At 69.9% G+C, this 20482-nt stretch carries 17 protein-coding genes; 4 read left to right on the top strand and 13 right to left on the bottom strand.

The window, feature by feature from the left end:
• Positions 1 to 62: 62 nt before the first annotated feature.
• Together dapA and thyX are read right to left on the bottom strand one after the other, a co-directional pair.
• Positions 63 to 962 (bottom strand): 4-hydroxy-tetrahydrodipicolinate synthase, encoded by a 900-nt coding sequence (gene dapA / locus B9S64_RS24605; RefSeq protein ID WP_103491270.1) that lies wholly within the window; start codon positions 960 to 962, stop codon positions 63 to 65.
• A gap of 152 nt (positions 963 to 1114) precedes the next feature.
• Positions 1115 to 1852, bottom strand: coding sequence for an FAD-dependent thymidylate synthase (thyX, locus tag B9S64_RS24600; RefSeq protein WP_103491271.1), 738 nt, complete (start codon positions 1850 to 1852; stop codon positions 1115 to 1117).
• A gap of 230 nt (positions 1853 to 2082) precedes the next feature.
• Between thyX and B9S64_RS24595 the strand changes: the two genes are divergently transcribed.
• Together B9S64_RS24595 and B9S64_RS24590 are read left to right on the top strand one after the other, a co-directional pair.
• Complete coding sequence (locus B9S64_RS24595) at positions 2083 to 2322, top strand: hypothetical protein (RefSeq protein ID WP_103491272.1); 240 nt, start codon at positions 2083 to 2085, stop codon at positions 2320 to 2322.
• Positions 2323 to 2415: 93 nt separating this feature from the next.
• Positions 2416 to 2964, top strand: coding sequence for a hypothetical protein (locus tag B9S64_RS24590; RefSeq protein WP_103491273.1), 549 nt, complete (start codon positions 2416 to 2418; stop codon positions 2962 to 2964).
• Positions 2965 to 3003: 39 nt separating this feature from the next.
• Here B9S64_RS24590 and B9S64_RS24585 read toward each other — a convergent pair whose 3' ends face one another.
• From B9S64_RS24585 to eccD, 6 genes are all read right to left on the bottom strand, one after another.
• Positions 3004 to 3456: a hypothetical protein gene (locus B9S64_RS24585; protein ID WP_103491274.1), complete on the bottom strand. Its 453-nt coding sequence runs from the start codon at positions 3454 to 3456 to the stop codon at positions 3004 to 3006.
• A gap of 13 nt (positions 3457 to 3469) precedes the next feature.
• Positions 3470 to 4222 (bottom strand): 4-hydroxy-tetrahydrodipicolinate reductase, encoded by a 753-nt coding sequence (gene dapB, locus B9S64_RS24580; protein ID WP_103491275.1) that lies wholly within the window; start codon positions 4220 to 4222, stop codon positions 3470 to 3472.
• 21 nt (positions 4223 to 4243) lie between these two features.
• Complete coding sequence (locus B9S64_RS24575; protein ID WP_103491276.1) at positions 4244 to 5623, bottom strand: pitrilysin family protein; 1380 nt, start codon at positions 5621 to 5623, stop codon at positions 4244 to 4246.
• Entirely contained in the window at positions 5620 to 7857 is a 2238-nt protein-coding gene (locus tag B9S64_RS24570; protein WP_103491277.1) for a polyribonucleotide nucleotidyltransferase, read from the bottom strand. Before B9S64_RS24570 ends, B9S64_RS24575 begins: the two co-directional genes overlap by 4 nt.
• 271 nt (positions 7858 to 8128) lie before the next feature.
• A complete protein-coding gene (gene rpsO / locus B9S64_RS24565; RefSeq protein ID WP_028443538.1) occupies positions 8129 to 8419 on the bottom strand; it encodes a 30S ribosomal protein S15 in 291 nt (96 codons plus the stop codon).
• Positions 8420 to 8633: 214 nt separating this feature from the next.
• Positions 8634 to 10142, bottom strand: a complete 1509-nt coding sequence (eccD, locus tag B9S64_RS24560; RefSeq protein WP_103491278.1) for a type VII secretion integral membrane protein EccD — start codon at positions 10140 to 10142, stop codon at positions 8634 to 8636.
• A 239-nt stretch (positions 10143 to 10381) separates the two neighbouring features.
• Here eccD and eccCa point away from each other — a divergent pair, with 239 nt between their 5' ends.
• Complete coding sequence (gene eccCa, locus B9S64_RS24555) at positions 10382 to 14356, top strand: type VII secretion protein EccCa (RefSeq protein ID WP_103491279.1); 3975 nt, start codon at positions 10382 to 10384, stop codon at positions 14354 to 14356.
• A gap of 242 nt (positions 14357 to 14598) precedes the next feature.
• Here the strand turns inward: eccCa and B9S64_RS24550 are convergent, their stop codons facing one another.
• The 3 genes from B9S64_RS24550 to B9S64_RS24540 all read right to left on the bottom strand — a co-directional run bounded on the left by B9S64_RS24550 (position 14599) and on the right by B9S64_RS24540 (position 16693).
• The gene (locus B9S64_RS24550; RefSeq protein WP_028443541.1) at positions 14599 to 14898 is read right to left on the bottom strand and encodes a WXG100 family type VII secretion target; all 300 of its coding nucleotides are present in this window, start codon (positions 14896 to 14898) and stop codon (positions 14599 to 14601) included.
• A 66-nt stretch (positions 14899 to 14964) separates the two neighbouring features.
• Entirely contained in the window at positions 14965 to 15324 is a 360-nt protein-coding gene (locus B9S64_RS24545) for a WXG100 family type VII secretion target (protein WP_103491280.1), read from the bottom strand.
• 106 nt (positions 15325 to 15430) lie between these two features.
• Positions 15431 to 16693: a S8 family serine peptidase gene (locus B9S64_RS24540; protein WP_103491281.1), complete on the bottom strand. Its 1263-nt coding sequence runs from the start codon at positions 16691 to 16693 to the stop codon at positions 15431 to 15433.
• A 1210-nt stretch (positions 16694 to 17903) separates the two neighbouring features.
• Here B9S64_RS24540 and B9S64_RS34765 point away from each other — a divergent pair.
• Positions 17904 to 18491 carry a hypothetical protein gene (locus B9S64_RS34765; RefSeq protein WP_181012287.1) on the top strand — a complete coding sequence of 196 codons (588 nt, stop codon included), beginning with the start codon at positions 17904 to 17906 and terminating at the stop codon, positions 18489 to 18491.
• Here B9S64_RS34765 and B9S64_RS24530 read toward each other — a convergent pair.
• Both B9S64_RS24530 and mycP read right to left on the bottom strand, forming a co-directional pair.
• Positions 18467 to 19009, bottom strand: coding sequence for a hypothetical protein (locus B9S64_RS24530; RefSeq protein ID WP_239084788.1), 543 nt, complete (start codon positions 19007 to 19009; stop codon positions 18467 to 18469). The two genes, B9S64_RS34765 and B9S64_RS24530, sit on opposite strands and share 25 nt — an antisense overlap.
• A gap of 133 nt (positions 19010 to 19142) precedes the next feature.
• Positions 19143 to 20471, bottom strand: a complete 1329-nt coding sequence (gene mycP / locus B9S64_RS24525; protein ID WP_103491283.1) for a type VII secretion-associated serine protease mycosin — start codon at positions 20469 to 20471, stop codon at positions 19143 to 19145.
• Positions 20472 to 20482: the final 11 nt, after the last annotated feature.

Here is a 20482-nt window from a genome sequence, read left to right as displayed (position 1 = left end):
TGCTGTTGTCGGATGATGTTTCCGTGCGAGTGTCCTCGCGTATTCAGTTGTGAAGTCAGTGGTTACAGCTGTACCCCGCCGGCCGCGAGATCGATCTTGAGCTGGGCCGTCTCCTGGGCGGAGAGTTCCACCAGAGGCAGGCGCAGCGGGCCCGCGGGCAGGCCCTGAAGGGTGAGGGCGGCCTTGGTGGTGATCACACCCTGGGTGCGGAACATGCCGGTGAAGACCGGGAGCAGCTTCTGGTGGATCTCGGTGGCCTTCTGCACGTCCCCGCCGCGGAACGCCTCGATGAGCGCGCGCAGGTCGGGGGTGACGACGTGGCCGACTACGGAGACGAAGCCGACGGCCCCGACCGACAGCAGCGGGAGGTTCAGCATGTCGTCGCCGGAGTACCAGGCGAGGCCCGACTGGGCGATGGCCCAGCTGGCGCGCCCCAGGTCTCCCTTGGCGTCCTTGTTGGCGACGATGCGGGGGTGCTCGGCGAGCCGTACGAGCGTCTCCGTGTCGATCGGCACGCCGCTGCGGCCGGGGATGTCGTACAGCATGACCGGGAGCCCGGTGGAGTCGGCGATGGCGCCGAAGTGCCGCAGGAGGCCTTCCTGCGGGGGCTTGTTGTAGTACGGGGTGACCGCGAGGAGGCCGTGGGCGCCGGCGCGCTCGGCCGTGCGGGCCAGTTCGATGCTGTGCCGGGTGTCGTTGGTGCCGATCCCGGCGACGACGTGTGCCCGGTCTCCTACCGCTTCGAGCACCGCCCGTACGAGCTGCTCTTTCTCCGCGTCGCCGGTGGTCGGGGACTCGCCGGTGGTGCCGTTGACGATCAGGCCGTCGTTGCCTGCGTCCACCAGATGGGTGGCGAGCCGCTGGGCGCCGTCGAGGTCGAGAGCGCCGTCCGCCGTGAAGGGCGTGACCATAGCGGTGAGGACCCGCCCGAAGGGGGTCTGCGGAGTGGAGATCGGAGCCATGGGTAACACGCTACTCGTTGCTCGGAGCGCCGTGCCCCCTCGGGGGACGGGAGACGAAGAGCCCGGCACTGCCTGCTCGGGGGTTCAAGCAGTGCCGGGCCCGTTTGATCAGCCTAGATGAACTTCATGAAACGCCGCAATACGGACACCGCTTACGGGGCGACCCGTCCGTTTTTGTTGAAGGCGGCATGAGTCAGCGGCATAAGCCCTGCCCAGTGCTGCTCCATCTGTTCGCCGACCATCTCGATCTCGCGCTGCGGGAAGGAGGGCACCTTGGCCAGTTCGTGCTGGGTCCGCAGGCCGAGGAAGTGCATGAGCGAACGGGCGTTGCACGTGGCGTACATGGTGGAGAACAGGCCGACCGGCAGGACGGCGCGGGCCACCTCCCGGGCGACGCCCGCGGCCAGCATCTCCTGGTAGGCGTCGTACGCCTGCCGGTAGGAGTCCTCCATCACACGGCTGGTGAGCGCGTGCTGCTCCGGGGTCCCCTCGACGAACTCGTACTTGCCGGGGCGGCCCCGCTGGATGAGCTTGCGGGACTCCCCCGGGGTGTAGAAGACCGGTTCCAGCTCCCTGTAACGGCCTGATTCCTCGTTGTACGACCATCCGACGCGGTGCCGCATGAACTCGCGGAAGACGAAGATCGGGGCGCTGATGAAGAAGGTCATCGAGTTGTGCTCGAACGGGCTTCCGTGCCGGTCCCTCATCAGGAAGTTGATGAGTCCCTTCGAGCGCTCGGGGTCCTTGGTGACCTCCTCCAGGGACTGCTCGCCGGCCGTGGACACGCGGGCCGCGAAGAGCACGTCGGAGTCGGCGGCAGCCGATTTCACCAGGTCAACGGTGACATCGCTGCGGAAGTGGGCCTTCGTGGGCTCGGGGGTGTCGGTCACCGGCGGGGTCCTTCCAATGGCGTCGCACGGGCGCCGTCCACTCTACGGCCGCAGGGGCCCCGCCCCTCCCACCGGCCGGACCGGGCATCTGTCCGAGGCGTCCGGGCAGGCGTGGGGCAGCCGTCCGCAGGATTTCTTCGTCCTGTTCGGCGATTCGGGGCACCGATCGGGTCTCCCGTACGTCTGACTCAATAGCAGCACCCGTCACAGAGTTCAAGGAGAGTTTCCTCATGTTCCGCCGGCGTGAGTCCGTCCCGTTCTCGTTCGTCGCCGAGGCCGAGCGGTTCCGCAGCAATGTCACCCCGCCGCCCCGCGAGCGTGCCAGCGTCTCCCAGCTGGCCGGCCGCTCCCTCGTGGGCCTGACCCTGGTCGCGGGATTCGCCGGATCGTTGCTCTTCGGCGTGCCTGCCCTCTCCGCCGACCAGAGCCCCTCGCACAGCCAGCGGTCCGAGGCGTCCCAGCAGCGCTGACCCGTACGGGCCCCCTGGGGTGGTCGACCGGGGGGCTCATCGGTAGCCTCACCGGGCACAGCAATCGAGCGTGCTTGTGAGTGAGGATCAGTCGTGCCCCTGCCCTTCCTGACGGCCGACCGCGCATTCGACGCGATCGCGGAGGACACCGCGTTGCCCTTCGACGACCACGACAGCTGGAGGCGGCCCTACCGCCCCGGCCCGTGGCGGGTCGCCGCGGCGGCAGCCCTGCTGCTGCTCGCGTCCTTCGTGCTCCTGGCGGCGATGATCATCGCGTTCGCGGGGTCGGCGTCCGCCGGCGGCACCTGCTTCGCGCTGGCCGTCGTGGTGATCGTCTGCGCCCTGCGGCTGCTGCGGGTCGGTGCCTGGGTCAGCCGGCACGGAGTCCGCCGCGTGGGCTTCTTCCGTACGACGACGGTGCCGTGGCGCAGGGCCACGGCGCTGCGCACCGTGCAGCAGCCGGTGAAGTGGCTCGGCCTGCCGCGCACCGTCCAGGGCCAGGCGCTGGTCGTGGCGCGCGGGAGCGGCGAGCAGTTGCCGCTGGTCACGGACCACGACGCGGACTTCCTGGCCCGTGCCGAGGCCTTCGAGCGTGCCGCTGACACGATCGAGGCCTGGGGTGCGGAGTACCGCGTCGGCTGACCGCCGGACGTCCCGTGGAACAAGCCGGTACGGCGCCGCTCAGGCGCGTACCGGCTTGTTCGCGTGCAGGGCGATGGCGCGCTGCATCGCCTTGCGGGCCCGCGGGGTGTCCCTGGCGTCCTGGTAGGCGACGGCCAGCCGGAACCAGCACCGCCAGTCGTCCGGGCGGTCCTCGGTCTCTTCGCGGCGGCGTGCGAAGACGGCGTCGGCGGAGGCCCGGTCGATGCGTCCGGAGGGGGTGCGGGCCAGTTCGTCGACGGGCAGACCGCCCTCGGCGTCCAGTTCGGCGGCGAGCGCGTTGGCCCTGCGGACGAACTGGGTGTTCTTCCAGAGGAACCAGAGCCCGATCACCGGCAGGATCAGCACGGCGACGCCGAAGGTGACGGTGAGCAGGGTGCCGTGCCGGATGAGCAGCACGCCGCGGCTGCCGGCCAGGACGAAGTAGAAGACCAGGACGGCCGCGGTGACGGCGTAGGTGAGCTTTGCGCGCATGGGGTGGACCCCGTCAGTTCAGGTCGAGGAAGTGTTCCAGCCCGAAGGTGAGGCCGGGCGTGGTGACCACACGGCGGGTACCGAGCAGGATGCCCGGCATGAAGCTGCTGTGGTGCAGGGAGTCGTGGCGGATGGTGAGGGTCTCGCCCTCGCCGCCGAGCAGGACCTCCTGGTGGGCGAGGAGGCCGCGGAGCCGGACCGAGTGCACCGGGATGCCGTCGACGTCCGCGCCGCGCGCCCCGTCGAGCGCCGTGGTGGTGGCGTCCGGCTGGGGTGCGCGGCCGGCCTCCGCACGGGCCGCCGCGATGAGCTGGGCGGTGCGTGCGGCGGTGCCGGAGGGGGCGTCCACCTTGTTCGGGTGGTGGAGTTCGATGACCTCGACCGACTCGAAGTAGCGGGCGGCTGTCTGGGCGAACGCCATGGTCAGGACCGCGCCGATGGAGAAGTTCGGCGCGATGAGCACCCCGGTCCCCGGGGAGGCGGAGAGCCAGGTGTCCAGCCGCGCGAGCCGTTCGTCGGTCCATCCGGTGGTGCCGACGACCGCGTGGATGCCGTGCCGGACGCAGAAGTCCAGGTTGTCCATCACGGACGCGGGGGTGGTGAGCTCGACGACCACCTGGGCGCCGGTGTCGGCCAGGGTCTCCAGCCGGTCGCCGCGGCCCAGCGCGGCCACCAGCTCCATGTCGTCGGCGGCCTCGACGGCTCGTACCGCCTCGGAACCGATGCGGCCCTTGGCGCCGAGAACGGCCACGCGCAGCTTGCTCATGTGCTCTTTCCTTCTGGGGAGTTAGGAGACGGCCTGGTGGAGGCGGTCCGCCTGCTTGTCCTTGAGCGGCCCGATGACCGAGAGCGAGGGCCGGTGTCCGAGCAGGTCGGCCGCGACGGCGCGGACCTCGTCGGGGGTGACCGCCGCGATCTTCGCCAGCATGTCGTCGACCGACATCTGCTCGCCCCAGCACAGCTCGCTCTTGCCGATCCGGTTCATCAGCGCGCCGGTGTCCTCCAGGCCGAGCACGGTGGAGCCGGCGAGCTGGCCGACGGCCCGGCTGATCTCCTCGTCGTCCAGGCCGTGGCGGGCGACACGGTCGAGCTCTTCGCGGCAGATCCCCAGGACGTCGTGTACCTGGCTGGGCCGGCAGCCCGCGTAGACGCCGAAGAGCCCGCAGTCGGCGAAGCCGGAGGTGTACGAGTAGACGCTGTAGGCCAGGCCGCGCTTCTCCCGTACCTCCTGGAAGAGGCGGGAGCTCATGCCGCCGCCGAGCGCGGTGTTCAGGACGCCGAGGGCCCAGCGGCGCTCGTCGGTCCTGGCCAGGCCCGGCATCCCGAGCACGACGTGGGCCTGCTCGGTCTTGCGGCCGAGCAGGTCCACCCGGCCCGCGGTGCGCAGGGCGCGGGATCCTTCGCGCGGGGCGGTCGGGACGGCGTCGGTGCGGTTCAGCGCGCCGGCCCGCTCGAAGGCGCGGCGGACCTGGCGTACGACCTTGGCGTGGTCGACGTTGCCCGCGGCCGCGACGACCAGGTGGGTGGGGTCGTAGTGCTTCTTGTAGAAGCGGGCGATCTGGCCGCGGTTCAGCGCGTTGATCGTGTCGACGGTGCCGAGGACGGGGCGGCCCAGCGGGGTGTCGCCGAGCATGGTGTGCGCGAACAGGTCGTGCACGCAGTCGCCCGGGTCGTCCTCCGTCATGGCGATCTCCTCCAGGATCACGCCGCGCTCGGCGTCGACGTCCTCGGGGGTGATCAGTGAGCCGGTCAGCATGTCGCAGACGACGTCGATGGCCAGCGGCAGGTCGGTGTCCAGGACCCGCGCGTAGTAGCAGGTGTACTCCTTCGCCGTGAAGGCGTTCATCTCGCCGCCGACCGCGTCGATGGCGGAGGAGATGTCGAGGGCGCTGCGCTTGTCGGTGCCCTTGAAGAGGAGGTGTTCGAGGTAGTGCGTCGCGCCGTTCAGGGCGGGGGTCTCGTCGCGTGATCCGACGTTGGCCCAGATCCCGAAGGTGGCGGAGCGGACGGAGGGCAGGGTCTCGGTGACGACACGGAGCCCGCCGGGCAGGACCGTGCGGCGGACGGTGCCGATGCCGTTGGTGCCCTGGAGAAGCGTTTGGGTACGGGCGACGGCCCGCCCCCCGGTGGAGGGGCGGGCCGTCGTCGCGGAACTACGGGACGTCACTTGGAGGCGTCGTCCTTCTTCTCGGACCCTGCGGCGGAGCCGCTGTCGGATTCAGCGCCCTCGACCACGGGGACGAGGGAGAGCTTGCCGCGGGAGTCGATCTCCGCGATCTCGACCTGGACCTTGGCGCCGACGCCGAGGACGTCCTCGACGTTCTCGACGCGCTTGCCGCCGGCGAGCTTGCGGATCTGCGAGATGTGCAGCAGACCGTCCTTGCCGGGCATCAGGGAGACGAACGCGCCGAAGGTGGTGGTCTTGACGACCGTACCCAGGTAGCGCTCACCGACCTCGGGCATGGTCGGGTTGGCGATCGCGTTGATCGTGGCGCGGGCGGCCTCGGCCTGCGAGCCCTGCTGGGCACCGATGTAGATGGTGCCGTCGTCCTCGATCGTGATGTCGGCGCCGGTGTCCTCCTGGATCTGGTTGATCATCTTGCCCTTGGGGCCGATGACCTCACCGATCTTGTCCACGGGGATCTTGACGGTGATGATCCGCGGGGCGTTGGGGGACATCTCGTCCGGGACGTCGATGGCCTCGTTCATGACGTCCAGGATGTGCAGACGGGCGTCACGGGCCTGCTTCAGCGCGGCGGCCAGGACCGAGGCGGGGATGCCGTCGAGCTTGGTGTCGAGCTGGAGCGCGGTCACGAACTGCTTGGTGCCGGCGACCTTGAAGTCCATGTCGCCGAAGGCGTCCTCCGCACCGAGGATGTCGGTGAGGGCGACGTAGTGGGTCTTGCCGTCGATCTCCTGGGAGATCAGGCCCATGGCGATGCCGGCGACGGCGGCCTTGAGGGGCACACCGGCGTTCAGCAGGGACATGGTGGAGGCGCAGACCGAGCCCATGGACGTCGAGCCGTTGGAGCCCAGCGCCTCGGAGACCTGGCGGATCGCGTAGGGGAACTCCTCGCGCGAGGGCAGGACCGGCACGATGGCGCGCTCGGCGAGCGCGCCGTGGCCGATCTCGCGGCGCTTGGGCGAGCCCACGCGGCCGGTCTCGCCCACGGAGTAGGGCGGGAAGTTGTAGTTGTGCATGTAGCGCTTGCGGGTCACCGGGGAGAGGGTGTCCAGCTGCTGCTCCATGCGGAGCATGTTGAGGGTGGTGACGCCCAGGATCTGGGTCTCGCCACGCTCGAACAGCGCGGAACCGTGCACGCGCGGGATGGCCTCGACCTCGGCGGCGAGCGTACGGATGTCCGTGACGCCGCGGCCGTCGATGCGGACCTTGTCCTTGATGACGCGCTCGCGGACCAGCTTCTTGGTCAGCGCGCGGTAGGCACCGGAGATCTCCTTCTCGCGGCCCTCGAAGGCCGGGAGCAGCTTCTCGGCGGCGATCTCCTTGATGCGGTCCAGCTCGGCCTCGCGCTCCTGCTTGCCGGCGATGGTGAGCGCCTTGGCGAGCTCGGTGCTGACGGCGGAGGTGAGCGCCTCCAGGACGTCGTCCTGGTAGTCGAGGAAGACCGGGAACTCGCCGGTGGGCTTGGCGGCCTTGGCGGCGAGGTCGGACTGGGCCTTGCAGAGCGCCTTGATGAAGGGCTTCGCGGCTTCCAGACCGGCGGCGACGACCTCTTCGGTCGGGGCCTCGGCGCCGTCCTTGACGAGCTGGATGGTCTTCTCGGTGGCCTCGGCCTCGACCATCATGATCGCGACGTCGCCGTCCTCCAGGACGCGACCGGCGACGACCATGTCGAAGACGGCGTCCTCGAGCTCGGTGTGCGTCGGGAAGGCGACCCACTGGCCCTTGATCAGGGCGACGCGGGTGGCGCCGATCGGGCCGGAGAAGGGCAGGCCCGCCAGGATCGTGGAAGCGGAGGCGGCGTTGATCGCGACCACGTCGTACAGGTGGTCGGGGTTGAGCGCCATGATCGTCTCGACGATCTGGATCTCGTTGCGCAGGCCCTTCTTGAAGGAGGGGCGCAGCGGCCGGTCGATCAGGCGGCAGGTGAGGATAGCGTCCTCGGAGGGCCGGCCCTCGCGGCGGAAGAAGGAGCCGGGGATCTTGCCGGCCGCGTACTGCCGCTCCTCGACGTCCACCGTGAGGGGGAAGAAGTCGAGCTGGTCCTTGGGCCGCTTGGAAGCGGTGGTGGCCGACAGCACCATGGTGTCGTCGTCCAGGTACGCCACGGCGGAACCGGCGGCCTGCTTGGCGAGGCGGCCCGTCTCGAAGCGGATGGTGCGGGTGCCGAAGGTGCCGTTGTCGATCACGGCTTCGGCGTAGTGGGTCTCGTTCTCCACTAGTGGATTCTCCATACTCGTCGTCTTTCGTCCTGCCGCCCGTGTGGCGGAGGACGGTGCGGAGAAGCGCACCGTGTGTGCGGGCCGGTCTTCGATCGAAGCTCCCGGGCGTCGCCCGGGGGCCACTACCGAGGACCGGCGGCGGCCGTGGGGCGCCTCTCCTCGTACTGTCCTTCTGCGTCCAGGTTACTGAGCCTGAGCCCGGTCCCGCACGTACAGCAAAGGGAGCGGCCCCCTGAGTCCGGGGGAACCGCTCCCTCTCACAGCGTTTCTACTTGACGCCGCCGGCCGCACCGCGGCGGATGCCGAGGCGGTCGACGAGCGCGCGGAAGCGCTGGATGTCCTTCTTGGCCAGGTACTGCAGAAGGCGGCGGCGCTGGCCGACCAGGATCAGCAGACCACGACGGGAGTGGTGGTCGTGCTTGTGCGTCTTGAGGTGCTCCGTCAGGTCCGAGATCCGGCGGGAGAGCATCGCCACCTGAACCTCGGGGGAACCGGTGTCGCCCTCCTTCTGAGCGAACTCGGCCATGATCTGCTTCTTCGTAGCGGCGTCGAGCGGCACGCGTACTCCTCTTGGTGTTCGATGCGCCCACGAGTGCCCCTGGTCTGGTTCTCAGGGGTGCTTCCGTGACTCGGAGGCGAAGGTCCGATGAGCGCAGTCCCCAGATGATCCGGAGGCGCGTACACAAACGGCCGTTACACAGCGTACCAGTCGCCCGGAGCCCGCTCGCCCGCGGGCCCCGGGGCCGGCGGGCGGGCGCCCGGATCGAGTGGTGTCAGCTGGTGAGCGCCCGGATCGAGTGGTAGACGTCGAAGACCGCGAGGCACAGCGGCAGCAGCGTCAGGAGGACGAAGCCCTCGGCGATCTCCAGGAAGCGTCCCCAGAACGGGGTGACGCCCTTGCGCGGCACGATCAGTCCGATGGCGGTGATCAGCGCGGCGATGCCCGCGACGGCCGCGGTGAGCCAGATCGTACGGATGTCGAGCCCGGCGGTGTCCCCCTTGAGGGCGGAGTGCACCAGGGCGGCCGGCGGGTTGAGGGACAGCCCCAGGCCGAGGAGGATCAGCGCGCCGAGGCCCGCCGCGAGGGCGCATCCGACCTGGGCCGTGTAGCGGAACAGGTGGGCGCGCATCAGCATCGCGGTCCCGGTGGCGAGCGCCAGGAGCTGGCCCCAGACACTCTCCGAGAAGCCGAGGACGGCGGCGGCCCCCACGGCCACCAGCGCGCATCCGCCGACCAGCCCGACGAGCAGTTCGTGGCCGCGCCGCGCCTGGGCGGCGATCCGGTCCGCGTCGACCGGGCCCTGGGGGGCGGGGTCGGACGTGCCGTAGTCGCCCACGGTGGTGCGGGGCGGCTCGAAGCCGATGGGCAGGCGGGCGAAGCGGGTGGAGAGTCCGGGCAGGAAGGCGAGGAGCCCCACGGAGAGGGGGGCGCACACGGCGGCGGTCTCGGCCGGTTCCATCCCGGTCATGATCGCGACGAAGGTCACCAGTACGCCGATGGCGGAGGCGAACACGAAGGCGACGAAGGTGCCGTCACCCTCGGGAGCCGCGATCATGAGGATCACGGCCGCCACCAGCACGGCCGCGCAGGCGAGGAGGAACTGGAGCCTGCCGACGCCCTGACCCGCGCCGAAGGGCAGGAGTCCGGAGCCGGCGACCGCCGCGTTCGCGAGTACGCCGATGCCCAGCGCGATGGACGAGCCCCTGTCGTCGTACACCCGCGCGCGTACGCAGGCGAGCGCGAGGAGCAGGACGGTGGCCACGGCGGCCAGGATGCCCGGCAGCCCGTGCATGTCGTGCCGGAGGTCGGAGGTCCACAGCACGAAGCCGAGCAGGACCAGGAGGACCGAACCGCCGAAGAGACCGGCCGACCGCATGACGCCGTCGTCCCAGAGAGTGCGGTCCCGGGCGACCGCGCTGGCGACGGCGTCGGAGACGTCGTCGAAGACGGCGGGGGGCAGCGACTCGGAGAAGGGCCGCAGGGACAGCAGTTCGCCGTCGAGGATGCGCTGGCCGGCCAGGGTGCGTCCGCTGTCCAGGACGGTGCCGTCCCGGCGTACCAGGTGGTAGCCGACCGGGGCGCCCTCGGCGGGGCTCTGGCCCGACAGCCGGAGGATCTCCGGGTAGAGGTCGGCGACGGCGATGTCCTCGGGCAGTGCCACGTCGACGCGGCTGTCGGGCGCGACGACCGTGACCCGGCAGAATCCGGTCGCGTTGCCGGCCGGAACTCCGGGACCCGGCCGAGCCGATCCGGTAGCCGCCGTTTGGGCCGTCGTACTCACGGGCTGCTCCCCCTCATGGTTCTGCTGGAACTCCTGAACGCACCCCGGGGCCACGGCCTCGTGGACGGCGTCCCGAATGACCCGTTTTTCTGCGGTAGTTAGCGGATGCGTACACGCGTCGCGACACCCTACCGCCCTCGGGTCCCGTCCCACGCCAGTAGGATCCTCCCGCGGACGGGACCCGTCGCCACGGGGGCGCCGATAGGAACAGTTCCGTCCGGCAAGGGAATTGGTGAGCTGTGAGCCAGATCGTCGTCAAGCGCCCACCGCGGGCCTTCCCCTCCGAAGTTCCGAGCGAGCAGGTGCAGTTGCAACCTCCGCCGGAGCTGCCCCGCGGCCAGCAGGAGGGGGTGATGATGCAGCTCCTGCCCATGCTCGGTATGGGCGGTTCGGTCGTCTTCTTCTTCATGACGCCGAACCCGATCATGCGGATCATGGGCATGATCATGATCGCCTCGACGGTGGCCATGGCCGTCGCGATGATGGTCCGCTTCCGGCGCGGCACCCAGGGCCAGCTCGCGGACATGCGGCGCGACTATCTGAAGTACCTCACGCAGACCCGGCGCGCCGTGCTGCGGACGGCCCGCGGCCAGCGTGACGCGCAGTTCTACCTGCATCCGGCCCCCGACCAGCTGTGGGCGCTCGTCGCCGAGGGCAGCCGGGTGTGGGAACGCCGCGTCGGTGACGCGGACTTCGCGCACGTGCGGATCGGCCTGGGCAGTCAGGAACTCGCCACGCCGCTCGTCGCGCCCGACACCGCTCCCGTCGACGAGCTGGAGCCGCTGACCGCGGGGGCGATGCAGCAGTTCCTGACCACCCACGGCACGCTGGACGGGCTGCCGATGGCCGTCTCGCTGCGCGCCTTCTACCACCTGACGATCAGCGGCGAGGCGCAGTCCGTACGTTCCACGGCACGGGCGATGGTCGGCGCGCTCACCTCGCTGCACTCCCCCGAGGACCTGGTCGTCGCCGTCGCGGCCGGCCGGGACGCGGCCGCGCACTGGGAGTGGACGAAGTGGCTCCCCCACGTCCAGGTGCCGCGCTCCGCCGACGGCGCGGGCAGCCGCCGTCTGATCACCACCGACACGGCGGAGCTGGAGGAGATGCTCGCCGGCCGCCTCGAAGGCCGCCCCCGCTTCCAGCCCGGCGGTCAGCCCCTCCTGGACCAGCCCCATGTGGTCGTCGTCCTCGACGGGCAGTCGGTGTCACCGGTCTCGGCGCTCGCCGCGGCCGAGGGCCTCCAGGGCGTCACGGTCGTCGAGGTCGTGCCGGGCGAGGTCACCGGGGGACGCGGCGGGCTGTCCGTCGTGGTGGACCCGAAGTCGCTCCAGCTGGAGTCCGGGCAGGGGCTCGTCTACGACGGTGTGCCCGACCTGCTCGGTTACGAGGCCGCCGAAGCGCTCGCCCGCCAACTGGCGCCCCTGCACATGGCCTCGGGCGGCGACGACGACGAACCCCTCCTGGCCAACCTGGAGTTCACCGATCTGCTGAACCTCGGCGACGCGGCGTCGGTCGACGTCAGCCGGACCTGGCGGGCCCGCTCACAGGCCGAACGGCTGCGCGTCCCGATCGGCGTCGGCGAGGACGGCAGCCCGGTGATGCTGGACCTCAAGGAGGCGGCGCAGGAGGGGATGGGGCCGCACGGTCTGTGCGTCGGGGCCACCGGTTCCGGCAAGTCCGAACTGCTGCGCACGCTCGTCCTGGGTCTCGCCGTCACCCACACCTCGGAGACGCTCAACTTCGTCCTCGCGGACTTCAAGGGCGGTGCGACGTTCGCCGGTATGGCGCAGATGCCCCACGTGGCGGCGGTGATCACCAACCTCGCGGACGACCTGACGCTGGTCGACCGCATGGGTGACTCCATCAGCGGTGAGCTCAACCGCCGCCAGGAGATGCTGCGCGACGCGGGCAACTACGCCAACATCCACGACTACGAGAAGGCGCGCGCCGCGGGCGCACCGCTCCAGCCCATCCCCTCCCTGGTCCTGGTCATCGACGAGTTCAGCGAACTGCTGACGGCCAAGCCCGACTTCATCGAGATGTTCGTGCAGATCGGACGCATCGGCCGTTCGCTGGGCGTCCATCTGCTGCTGGCCTCCCAGCGCCTGGAGGAGGGGCGGCTGCGCGGGCTGGAGACCTATCTGTCGTACCGGATCGGTCTGCGTACGTTCTCCGCGGGCGAGTCGCGGGCGGCGCTCGGTGTGCCCGACGCCTACCACCTGCCCAACGTCCCCGGTTCCGGCTATCTGAAGTACGGCACGGACGAGATGGTGCGGTTCAAGGCCGCCTACGTCTCCGGCGTGTACCGCTCGGGCGCCGAGCCGTCCGTGTCGTCCGGGCCGCTGCCGGTGGACCGTCGGCCGGTGCTGTTCACGGCGGCCCCGGTACCGGTGCGGTACGTGCGGCCCGGCCCCCAGGCGACGGGCTCCGTGCCCGAGGCCCGCGCCTCGGAGGACGACGCGCTGGCGGACACCGTGCTCGACGTGATCGTGCGCCGGCTGGAGGGGCGTGGCGCCTCCGCGCACCAGGTGTGGCTGCCTCCGCTGGACAACCCGCCGTCGTTCGACGAGCTCCTGCCGGGACTCGCGCCGGTCGAGGGCCGCGGGCTGACCCAGCCCGGCTTCGAGGGCGCGGGACGCCTGGTCGTGCCGCTGGGCGTGGTCGACAAGCCGTACGAGCAGCGGCGCGACACGCTCTACCGGGACTTCTCCGGTGCGGCGGGCCATATGCAGATCACCGGTGGCCCGCAGTCGGGGAAGTCCACGCTGCTGCGCACCCTCATCGCGGGCTTCGCCCTCACCCACACGCCCGAGGAGGTCCAGTTCTACGGGCTCGACTTCGGTGGCGGCGGCATGGCGTCGGTCTCCGGCCTGCCGCACGTCGGCGGGATCGCCTCCCGGCTCGACCCCGAGCGGGTACGGCGCACGGTCTCCGAGGTGTACGGGATCCTGGCGCGCCGTGAGGAGTACTTCCGCAGCGCGGGCATCGACTCGATCGCCACCTTCCGCAGGATGCGGGCGCGGGGTGAGATCTCGGTGGCGGACCAGCCGTGGGGTGACGTCTTCCTGGTCATCGACGGGTGGGGCAACTTCCGTACGGAGTACGAGGGCCTGGAGCCGGCCGCCGTGGAGGTCGCGGCGCGCGGCCTGGGGTACGGCATCCACCTGATCGTCACGGCGTCGCGCTCCATGGAGGTCCGGGCCAACCTCAAGGACCACCTGATGAACCGGCTCGAACTGCGGCTCGGCGACGTCATGGACTCCGAGCTGGACCGCAAGGCCGCGGTCAACGTGCCCCCGGGGGTGCCCGGCCGGGGCCTCACCCCGGAGAAGCTGCACTTCATGGCGGCGGTACCGCGCATCGACGGCATCAACTCCGACAGCGACCTCTCCGAGGCCACGGCGGCCATGAACCAGGAGGTCGCCCGCCACTGGACGGCGGCACCCGCCCCGGCGGTCCGTCTGCTGCCGCGCGCGCTCCCGGTCCACGAGCTGCCCGCCGGATACGCGCAGCCGGAGCGGGGCATCGCCTTCGGTATCGACGAGAACAACCTGGAACCGGTCTTCCTGGACTTCGAACGCGACCCGTTCTTCCTGGTGTTCGGCGAGAGCGAGTCCGGGAAGTCCAACCTGCTGCGGCTGATCATCAAGCAGCTGACCGAACGGTACGAGGGCAACGCCTGCAAGTTCTTCGTCATCGACAACCGGCGGGCGCTCCTGGACGTCACGCCCGCGACGCACCTCGCGGAGTACGTGCCCATGTCCAACAACATGGAGCACCACGTCGACGCCATGTACGACCTGATGAAGCGCCGTACGCCGTCGCCGGACGTCACGGCGCGGGAGTTGCGCGACCGCAGCTGGTGGAGCGGGCCGATGGTGTTCGTGGTCGTGGACGACTACGACCTGGTGTCGACCTCCAGCGGGAATCCGCTGGCCAAGCTGACGGAGATGCTGCCCTTCGCGCGGGACGTCGGTGTCCGCTTCATCATCGCCCGCAGCTCGGCGGGGGCCGGCCGGTCCCTGTACGAGCCGTTCATGCAGCGGGTCATGGAGCTGGGCGCGCAGGGGATGGTGCTCTCGGGCGACCCGATCGAGGGGGACATCCTCGGCAACGTACGGCCGCGGCCGATGCCGCCGGGGCGGGGCATCCTCGTCACACGGCGCCGGGGGAACCCGCTGGTGCAGTCGGGGCTCATGGACGGGGAACGGTAGGGACGGGCGGCGGCCGGTCGTCGGTGGGGCGGGGCGTTGGTGGGACGGGGTTCGCCTGGCTGCTCGGCCGCGCTTCCCGGCCGGCCGGGGGCTCGGCCGACGGCCCGGGTGCGGTCCGGCTATGGCCCGGGTGCGGTCCGGCCTCGCTCATGGCACAGGTCAGGGTGGGCACCTCCCGTGCGTGCCCACCCTGACCTGTGCCGGCCTGTATCGGCTTGTGTCGGCTGTGTTCCTGGCGCGTTCTACTCGAAGTTGGCCCGCGCGCGCTTGTCGCCCGCCTGGTAGGTGGCGGAGGCCTCACGCACCCTGCGGGAGATGTCGCTCAGCGCGGTGTGGATCCCCGTGGCGTCGCGGTCCCAGCCGGCCTGGGCGGCGTCGTAGGCCTCCTTGGCCTCGCCCACCCACAGCTCGGAGACACTGGCGATCTTGGCCTTGATGGCCGCGAGGTCGTCCTTGAGCTGCTTGCTCTGGAGCTCGATGTCACCGGCGGCGAGGTCCAGGCTCGCGTAGGTGACAACCATCGTCCCGTCGTTGTTCGGCATACGGTCCTCCCGTGAAGGTCAGTCAGGTCGTGTTGCCGGCTCGTACGTCGTACGGCCGCAATGAGATCAGAGGTAGTTGATGGCCGAGGTCTTGGCTTCCGAACCCGTGGAGTAGCCGTCGACGACGTCCACGCCCTGGAGCGCCTGCCGGATGTCGTCCTCGTTGTTGCCCTTGATGGTCCGCGCCGCCTTCATCGCTTCCTGGAAGTTGGCGAGTCGCGTGGCGATGTTCCCCATCCTCAGGTTGATGTCGGCCTGCTTCGTGTTGAAGGCGTTGGCACCGATGCCCTGCCAGGCGCCTTCCAGGCTGTCGATGGTGGCCTGCAGCTTGCCCAACTGGGCCTTCACGGAGTCGAAACGCGTGGAGAGCTCGTTCTCCAGCCTGATGAGAGCGTCATCTGCGAGCTTCTGATCTGGTGCTGCCATGATGCTGGCTTCCTTCCTGTTGCTCTTGTCCGTCCGGCTTCGTGCCGGTGGATACGGTACGTAGGGGGAACTACGGTCGGTGCGGGCGGTCGGACGGTGTGGCCGGTCAGGCGGTGCGACGCTTCCGGGCGTAGACGAACGCTCCGCCTCCGAGCAGGACCACCGCTGCGGCTCCGCCGACGATCAGGCCCAGGTGACCGCCGTCGTCCTTCTCCGTGCTGGAGCCTGCCATGGCGGCGTCGGAAGCCTTTTCCTTCTTCTCAGGCTGTGACGAAGCTGATGCAGACGGAGTGGCCGAGGCGGGAGACCCGGACGTCTGCTCCTGGGTGAGGGGGCTGATGTCGGCGGGACCCGGATCCCCGGTGCCCTTCAGGATGTTGACGGCGGGACGGATGATGCCGTGGCCGAGGTAGTTGCTGACGGTGCCCTTCTCCCAGTCGGCCGACTTCCCGGCGGTGTCGAAGAGGACTTTGAGGACCTGGTTGGCGGTCCAGTCGGGGTGCGCGGACCAGATCAGGGCGGCGGAGGCTGCGGTGATGGCGGTGGCGGCGCTGGTTCCGCCGTTTCCCTGGCAGTATTGCTCGAATTTCTGGTCACACCAGGACGGGAGATCATCACCCGGTGCGGCGATGTCCACGAAGTCACCATGCTGAGACGTCTTGGATGCCTTGCCCTGCCGATCGGTAGCGGCAACGCCGATGACTTCTGGATAAGCCGCAGGATAATTCGCCTTGTTGCCCTGCTCAGCTTCATTACCCACAGAGGCGAAGAACAGCTTCCCCTTACTCAAGGCATATTTCGCCGCCTCGCGTTCTTTGGCCGCCGAGAACTCACTACCGAACGACATGCTGATGATCTGCGCATCACTATCAGCAGCAGCCCGGATTGCGTCCTCAGCGTCGTACGCATTCACCGAGTGCTCATTCTGGAATTCAGTGTCCGTGATGCGCATCGGAATGATCTTCGCTCCAGGGGCCAGGCCTCGCAAGCCCCCGCCCTTTCCGGTCCCGGCAATCAGCTCGGCCATGGTGGTGCCGTGGCCACTGTAATCGTCGTGCTCGTCCCCTTCGGCGCCTGTGGCGTCAAATCCCTTCAGAACCTGGCCTTTCAGGGACGGAGTCGATGCGTTGACGCCGGTATCGATGACAGCAACGCTGATGCCTTCGCCTGTGGTGATCGCCCACATCTCCTCGGCGTGCATCGCGCTGAGGTACCACTGCTTCGACTGCACATCCATGGCAACCGCGGAGGGAGCCGCCCCAGCCATTCCCACGGTCCAAGCAGCCGCCACCGCCACCGTTCCGAGCAGCCGCCCTCGCGACCCAAGGGCGGCGCGACGCTTCCAGGTCTGGCTCATTCCTGCTGTCATCCTGACTTCCGAACCTTCCCTGTACCTACTCGATCACCGGGGGTGCAGCTTCACGCCGTCCGGCCTCCCACGTCTCTCTGTCCTCCGTCAGATAGTCCGGACGCGACGTGCCCTCGTCCTGGTCCTCGTCGTCGGACTCCCGTCGGCCCGCGGGGCCGCGTACGAGACCTGCGCCACCGGCGGTGAAGCCTCGTGAGCCCGCACCGGGGCCGGGAGCGCCGCCACGCGGCTTACCCACGACTCCGTTGGTACTGGACGTGCCCTTCCCGCCGGGACGGGGGGCACTGTTCGGTGTGCCGCCTCCGATCACTCCCCTTCGGCCGGCGCCACCGGTCGTACCACCCGGCTGCGTCGCTCCGCCACCGATGACCGGGCCGCGCGAGCCGCCACGAGCTCCCCCGGGCGTACCTGAACCCGACGTGGCGCGCTGAGGGGTCCCGCCCATGATGCCGTTCGCCCGGCCTGCGGGCGGGCCCGATGTGCCCGTTCTACCCGCGTGGCCTCCTCCTGTCACCGGCCTACCGCCCGTCACACCCGAACGACCGGCGGTGGGAGATTGACTCCCCCCACCCCCGCGTCCGGTTGTTCCTGAGGCCGAACCTCCGCCCGTGGATGTCGGGCGCCCCACCGGAGGACCGGAACGTCCGTTTGCCGTGGGGGCGTTGCCGGTGTCACTCCCGCCTCTGAACCTGCCGGTTCCGGGTTGTCCCACTGCCCTGGGTCCGCCTGCCGGGCCCTGAGTCCGCCGCGAACTGCTGTTCGTCACGGGGTTCACAAAGCCGTTGGCCACGGGCAGGACCGGGCCTCCGCTCGGACCAGCAGGACCTGTCGGAGGAGGAGCTGGAGACGTACTGGAAGGGGCCACGGGGACCGACGGCGCGCTGACGCTATTGATCTCCGTCGACGTACGGTTGTCCAGGACTGACGCAACAGGTCCGACTGACCCGCTGCCTTGGACGCTTGAGACCGAGTCGGAACTGCCTGTGTCCGCGTGCTCCGGCACTGCTCGGAAGGCCGTGCCGCCTGAGGACTCAGCCCCTCCTGATGACGAGGTCCCGGACTCTGACTGTCCGCCTTTCTGACCTCTCGGCCGCGGCACGGCCACATCAAGCGTCTTCTCGAACCGCGGCGGCTCCTGCGCGGCCAGTGTCTCCTGCGAGACCGCGTAGTACGACGCCAGCCGGTTGGCCTGGTTGATGGCCTCCTGGCGGTGCTTCTCGACCTTCAGTGCGGCCTCGTACTCCGGGTTGCCCTCGATCCGCTTCGGGGCCTCGATCTCGTCCGGGGTCTTGCGGCTGAGGCGGGTGTCGCGGGGCGGGAGGGAGTTGCGGACCGAGGCGAGGCCCGTGCCGGCGACCGTGATCTGGGTGCCGGCCGCCTCCGCGAACTCGCCCAGTTTCCGGGCGTGGGCCACCAGGCCGTTGCCCCAGTCGCGGAAGGCGGTCCCGGACTCGCCCTCCCAGTCGACGGCCCCGATGAAGTCGCTGAGCTCCTGCGCGGCGTCGTTGAGGGAGGAGCGGGCGTTCCAGAGGGCCTCTCCGGCCTCTTCGAGCTGCTCCGGGTTGGAGTGCTCGATCAGGTCGATCATCGCGTTGAGTTCATGGCCCTCGAAAGAGGTCCGCCCCGAGGAACCCGAGCCCCTGAAGCCGAACGCCTCCATGACCCCCTGGAACTGCCGGGTGACGTCCGTGACGACCAGTTGGCCCTGGACGCGTTCCTGGTCCTGCTGTCGCTGTTCCTTCGGTGTCAGCTCCGGCTGTGTCTCGTCACTCATCAGCTGTCCCCCAGGTCGTCGTAGGCGGAGGGGCCGTTGGTGTCGGTGCGCGGCTGCTCGGGCTTACCGGCCTTGCCCGTCTGCGCGTGCTCCGCGTGTGCCGCCTCGCGCTCCGCGTCCAGTCGTGTCTGGATCGTGTGGAACCGGCGGCGTGTGTCGTCGTCCACGTTGTCGAAGCCCACGGCCGCCGCGTGCACACCGAGGCTCAGGTACTCGATCTGGTCACCCAGCGACTTCGAGAGCGCGACGAGCGACTCATGGACACGGTTGTACTGCGTATAGAGGCCGTCCGCCTCGGCGAAGCACGCGTTCTGGCCGCTCAGGGAGGCACGCGACACCCTCTGCGCCGCGACCTTCGACCTGCCGGCCGGCGAACCCTCGAAGTCCGCCAGCAACGCGTTCACCCGCTTCTGGAACTGCTCCAGGGCGCCTACGCCGCGCCGCAGATTTCCCGAACCGCCCCCGTCTGTGCCATCGCCCACGATGCTGCCCTTCCCCGTTTCCCCGTTTGCTCGGTCCGCCTCACGTTTGCTGTGGCACATGCGTGAAGCGATCCGGCTTCATACCGTCAACTCTAGCCAATGGCAACGACTTGACCAACCGTCTTGTCCGTCACGTGACGTCCGGAACCGACGGGCCGAGCCCCCGTCGCGAACGCCCGCTGCCGACGGATGGTCAGGTGCGGTCCGGCCGTCCGGCCCGGCGTCGCGTGTCGCGTACGGCCACGGCGGCGCCCGCGATGGCGGCGACCAGCACTCCCCCGCCCACGACCACGTAGGTCGCCAGCCGGGCGTTGCGTTCGTCCGCCGTCTCGCCCAGGTGGAGTGCGGCCGGAACGGGGGCTTCGCCCTTGCTCACACCCTCGTGCGCCACCGGTCGCTCGATGGGCTTCTCGTCCTCGGTCAGGGCGCGTACGGGGTCGATGACCCCCCATCCCACCAGGCGGTCGTGGCCCGCGGTGGAGCGTTCCGCCGTCTGCTGGATCTGGGCGACGACCTGTTCCTGGGTCCAGTCCTGGTGCTTGGCCCTGATGAGGGCGGCGACCCCCGCGACGTACGGGGCCGAGAAGCTGGTGCCGTTGTCGGCGCAGTGTCCGCCGCCGGGGACCGTCGAGATCATGTCCACGCCGGGTGCGGCGATGCCGACGAACTCGCCGGACTGGGAGAAGGCCGCCCGTTCGTTGTTGCGGTCCGACGCGGCGACGGCCAGGACGCCCTCGTACGAGGCCGGGTAGGTCTCCTTGACGTTTCCGTCCAGCCCGTCGTTGCCCGCGGAGGCGACGACCACGATCTCCTTGGCCAGCGCGGCGTCGACCGCCTGTTTCAGGACGGGTGCCGGCTCCACCGCGTTGGCGGTGTCCTGGGAGATGTTGATGACGTCCGCGTCGGCCTGCTCGGCGGCGTAGCGGATGGCGGCGGCCAGGGTCGCCGCCGTTCCGTGGCCCTCGGCGTCGTTCTGCTGGATCGGAATGATCGTGGCGTCAGGGGCGAGTCCGGTGAAGCCGGTTCCCGCCGCCTCGCGGGCGGCGATGATGCCGGCGACCTTGGTGCCGTGCCCGACCGTGTCGGTGGTGCCGTTCTCCTTGCCGCGCTCGATCTTACGGCCGTCCTCGTCCTTGAGGTCCTTCGGCAGGAAGTTGCGTCCGCTGCCGGTGTCGACGGCCTTCTTGAGCTGGGGGTTCCTGACGTCCACGCCGGTGTCGATGACCGCCACCCGCACCCCCTTGCCCGTGGACTGCTGCCACAGCTCGTCCATCAGGACGCGTTGCAGCGACCAGGGGCGTCCCGCGTACTTCTTGGAGGGGAAGGTGCACTGGGTGGCGTCATCGGCGGCGGCCGGCAGGACCGGCAGGGTGACGAAGAGGACGGCGGTGGCGGCCGCGACGGTCAGCGCCCGGGTGCGGACGGACCGGAGAGGCCCGCCGCCACGGGATGGACGTGCCGGGTTTCCACCGGGAGAAGCGGCAGGACCGGAGGTACGGCGGGTAGAGGGGTGCGTCGTCATGGCGTGCGCTC

Origin of the sequence: Streptomyces sp. SM18, from assembly GCF_002910775.2 — a bacterium.
GTDB lineage: Bacteria > Actinomycetota > Actinomycetes > Streptomycetales > Streptomycetaceae > Streptomyces > Streptomyces halstedii.
Note: the sequence above shows the minus strand (reverse complement) of the source record. Positions and strands in the feature narration are given on the sequence as shown.

Excerpts from the sequence above, each read along its gene's own strand:
- B9S64_RS24540 (WP_103491281.1), bottom strand. The coding sequence starts at position 16,693 with ATGACAGCAGGAATGAGCCAGACCTGGAAGCGTCGCGCCGCCCTTGGG.
- B9S64_RS24550 (WP_028443541.1), bottom strand. The coding sequence starts at position 14,898 with ATGCCGAACAACGACGGGACGATGGTTGTCACCTACGCGAGCCTGGAC.
- B9S64_RS24585 (WP_103491274.1), bottom strand. The coding sequence starts at position 3,456 with ATGCGCGCAAAGCTCACCTACGCCGTCACCGCGGCCGTCCTGGTCTTC.
- mycP (WP_103491283.1), bottom strand. The coding sequence starts at position 20,471 with ATGACGACGCACCCCTCTACCCGCCGTACCTCCGGTCCTGCCGCTTCT.
- B9S64_RS24595 (WP_103491272.1), top strand. The coding sequence starts at position 2,083 with ATGTTCCGCCGGCGTGAGTCCGTCCCGTTCTCGTTCGTCGCCGAGGCC.
- dapB (WP_103491275.1), bottom strand. The coding sequence starts at position 4,222 with ATGAGCAAGCTGCGCGTGGCCGTTCTCGGCGCCAAGGGCCGCATCGGT.
- dapA (WP_103491270.1), bottom strand. The coding sequence starts at position 962 with ATGGCTCCGATCTCCACTCCGCAGACCCCCTTCGGGCGGGTCCTCACC.
- B9S64_RS24530 (WP_239084788.1), bottom strand. The coding sequence starts at position 19,009 with ATGTGCCACAGCAAACGTGAGGCGGACCGAGCAAACGGGGAAACGGGG.
- B9S64_RS24545 (WP_103491280.1), bottom strand. The coding sequence starts at position 15,324 with ATGGCAGCACCAGATCAGAAGCTCGCAGATGACGCTCTCATCAGGCTG.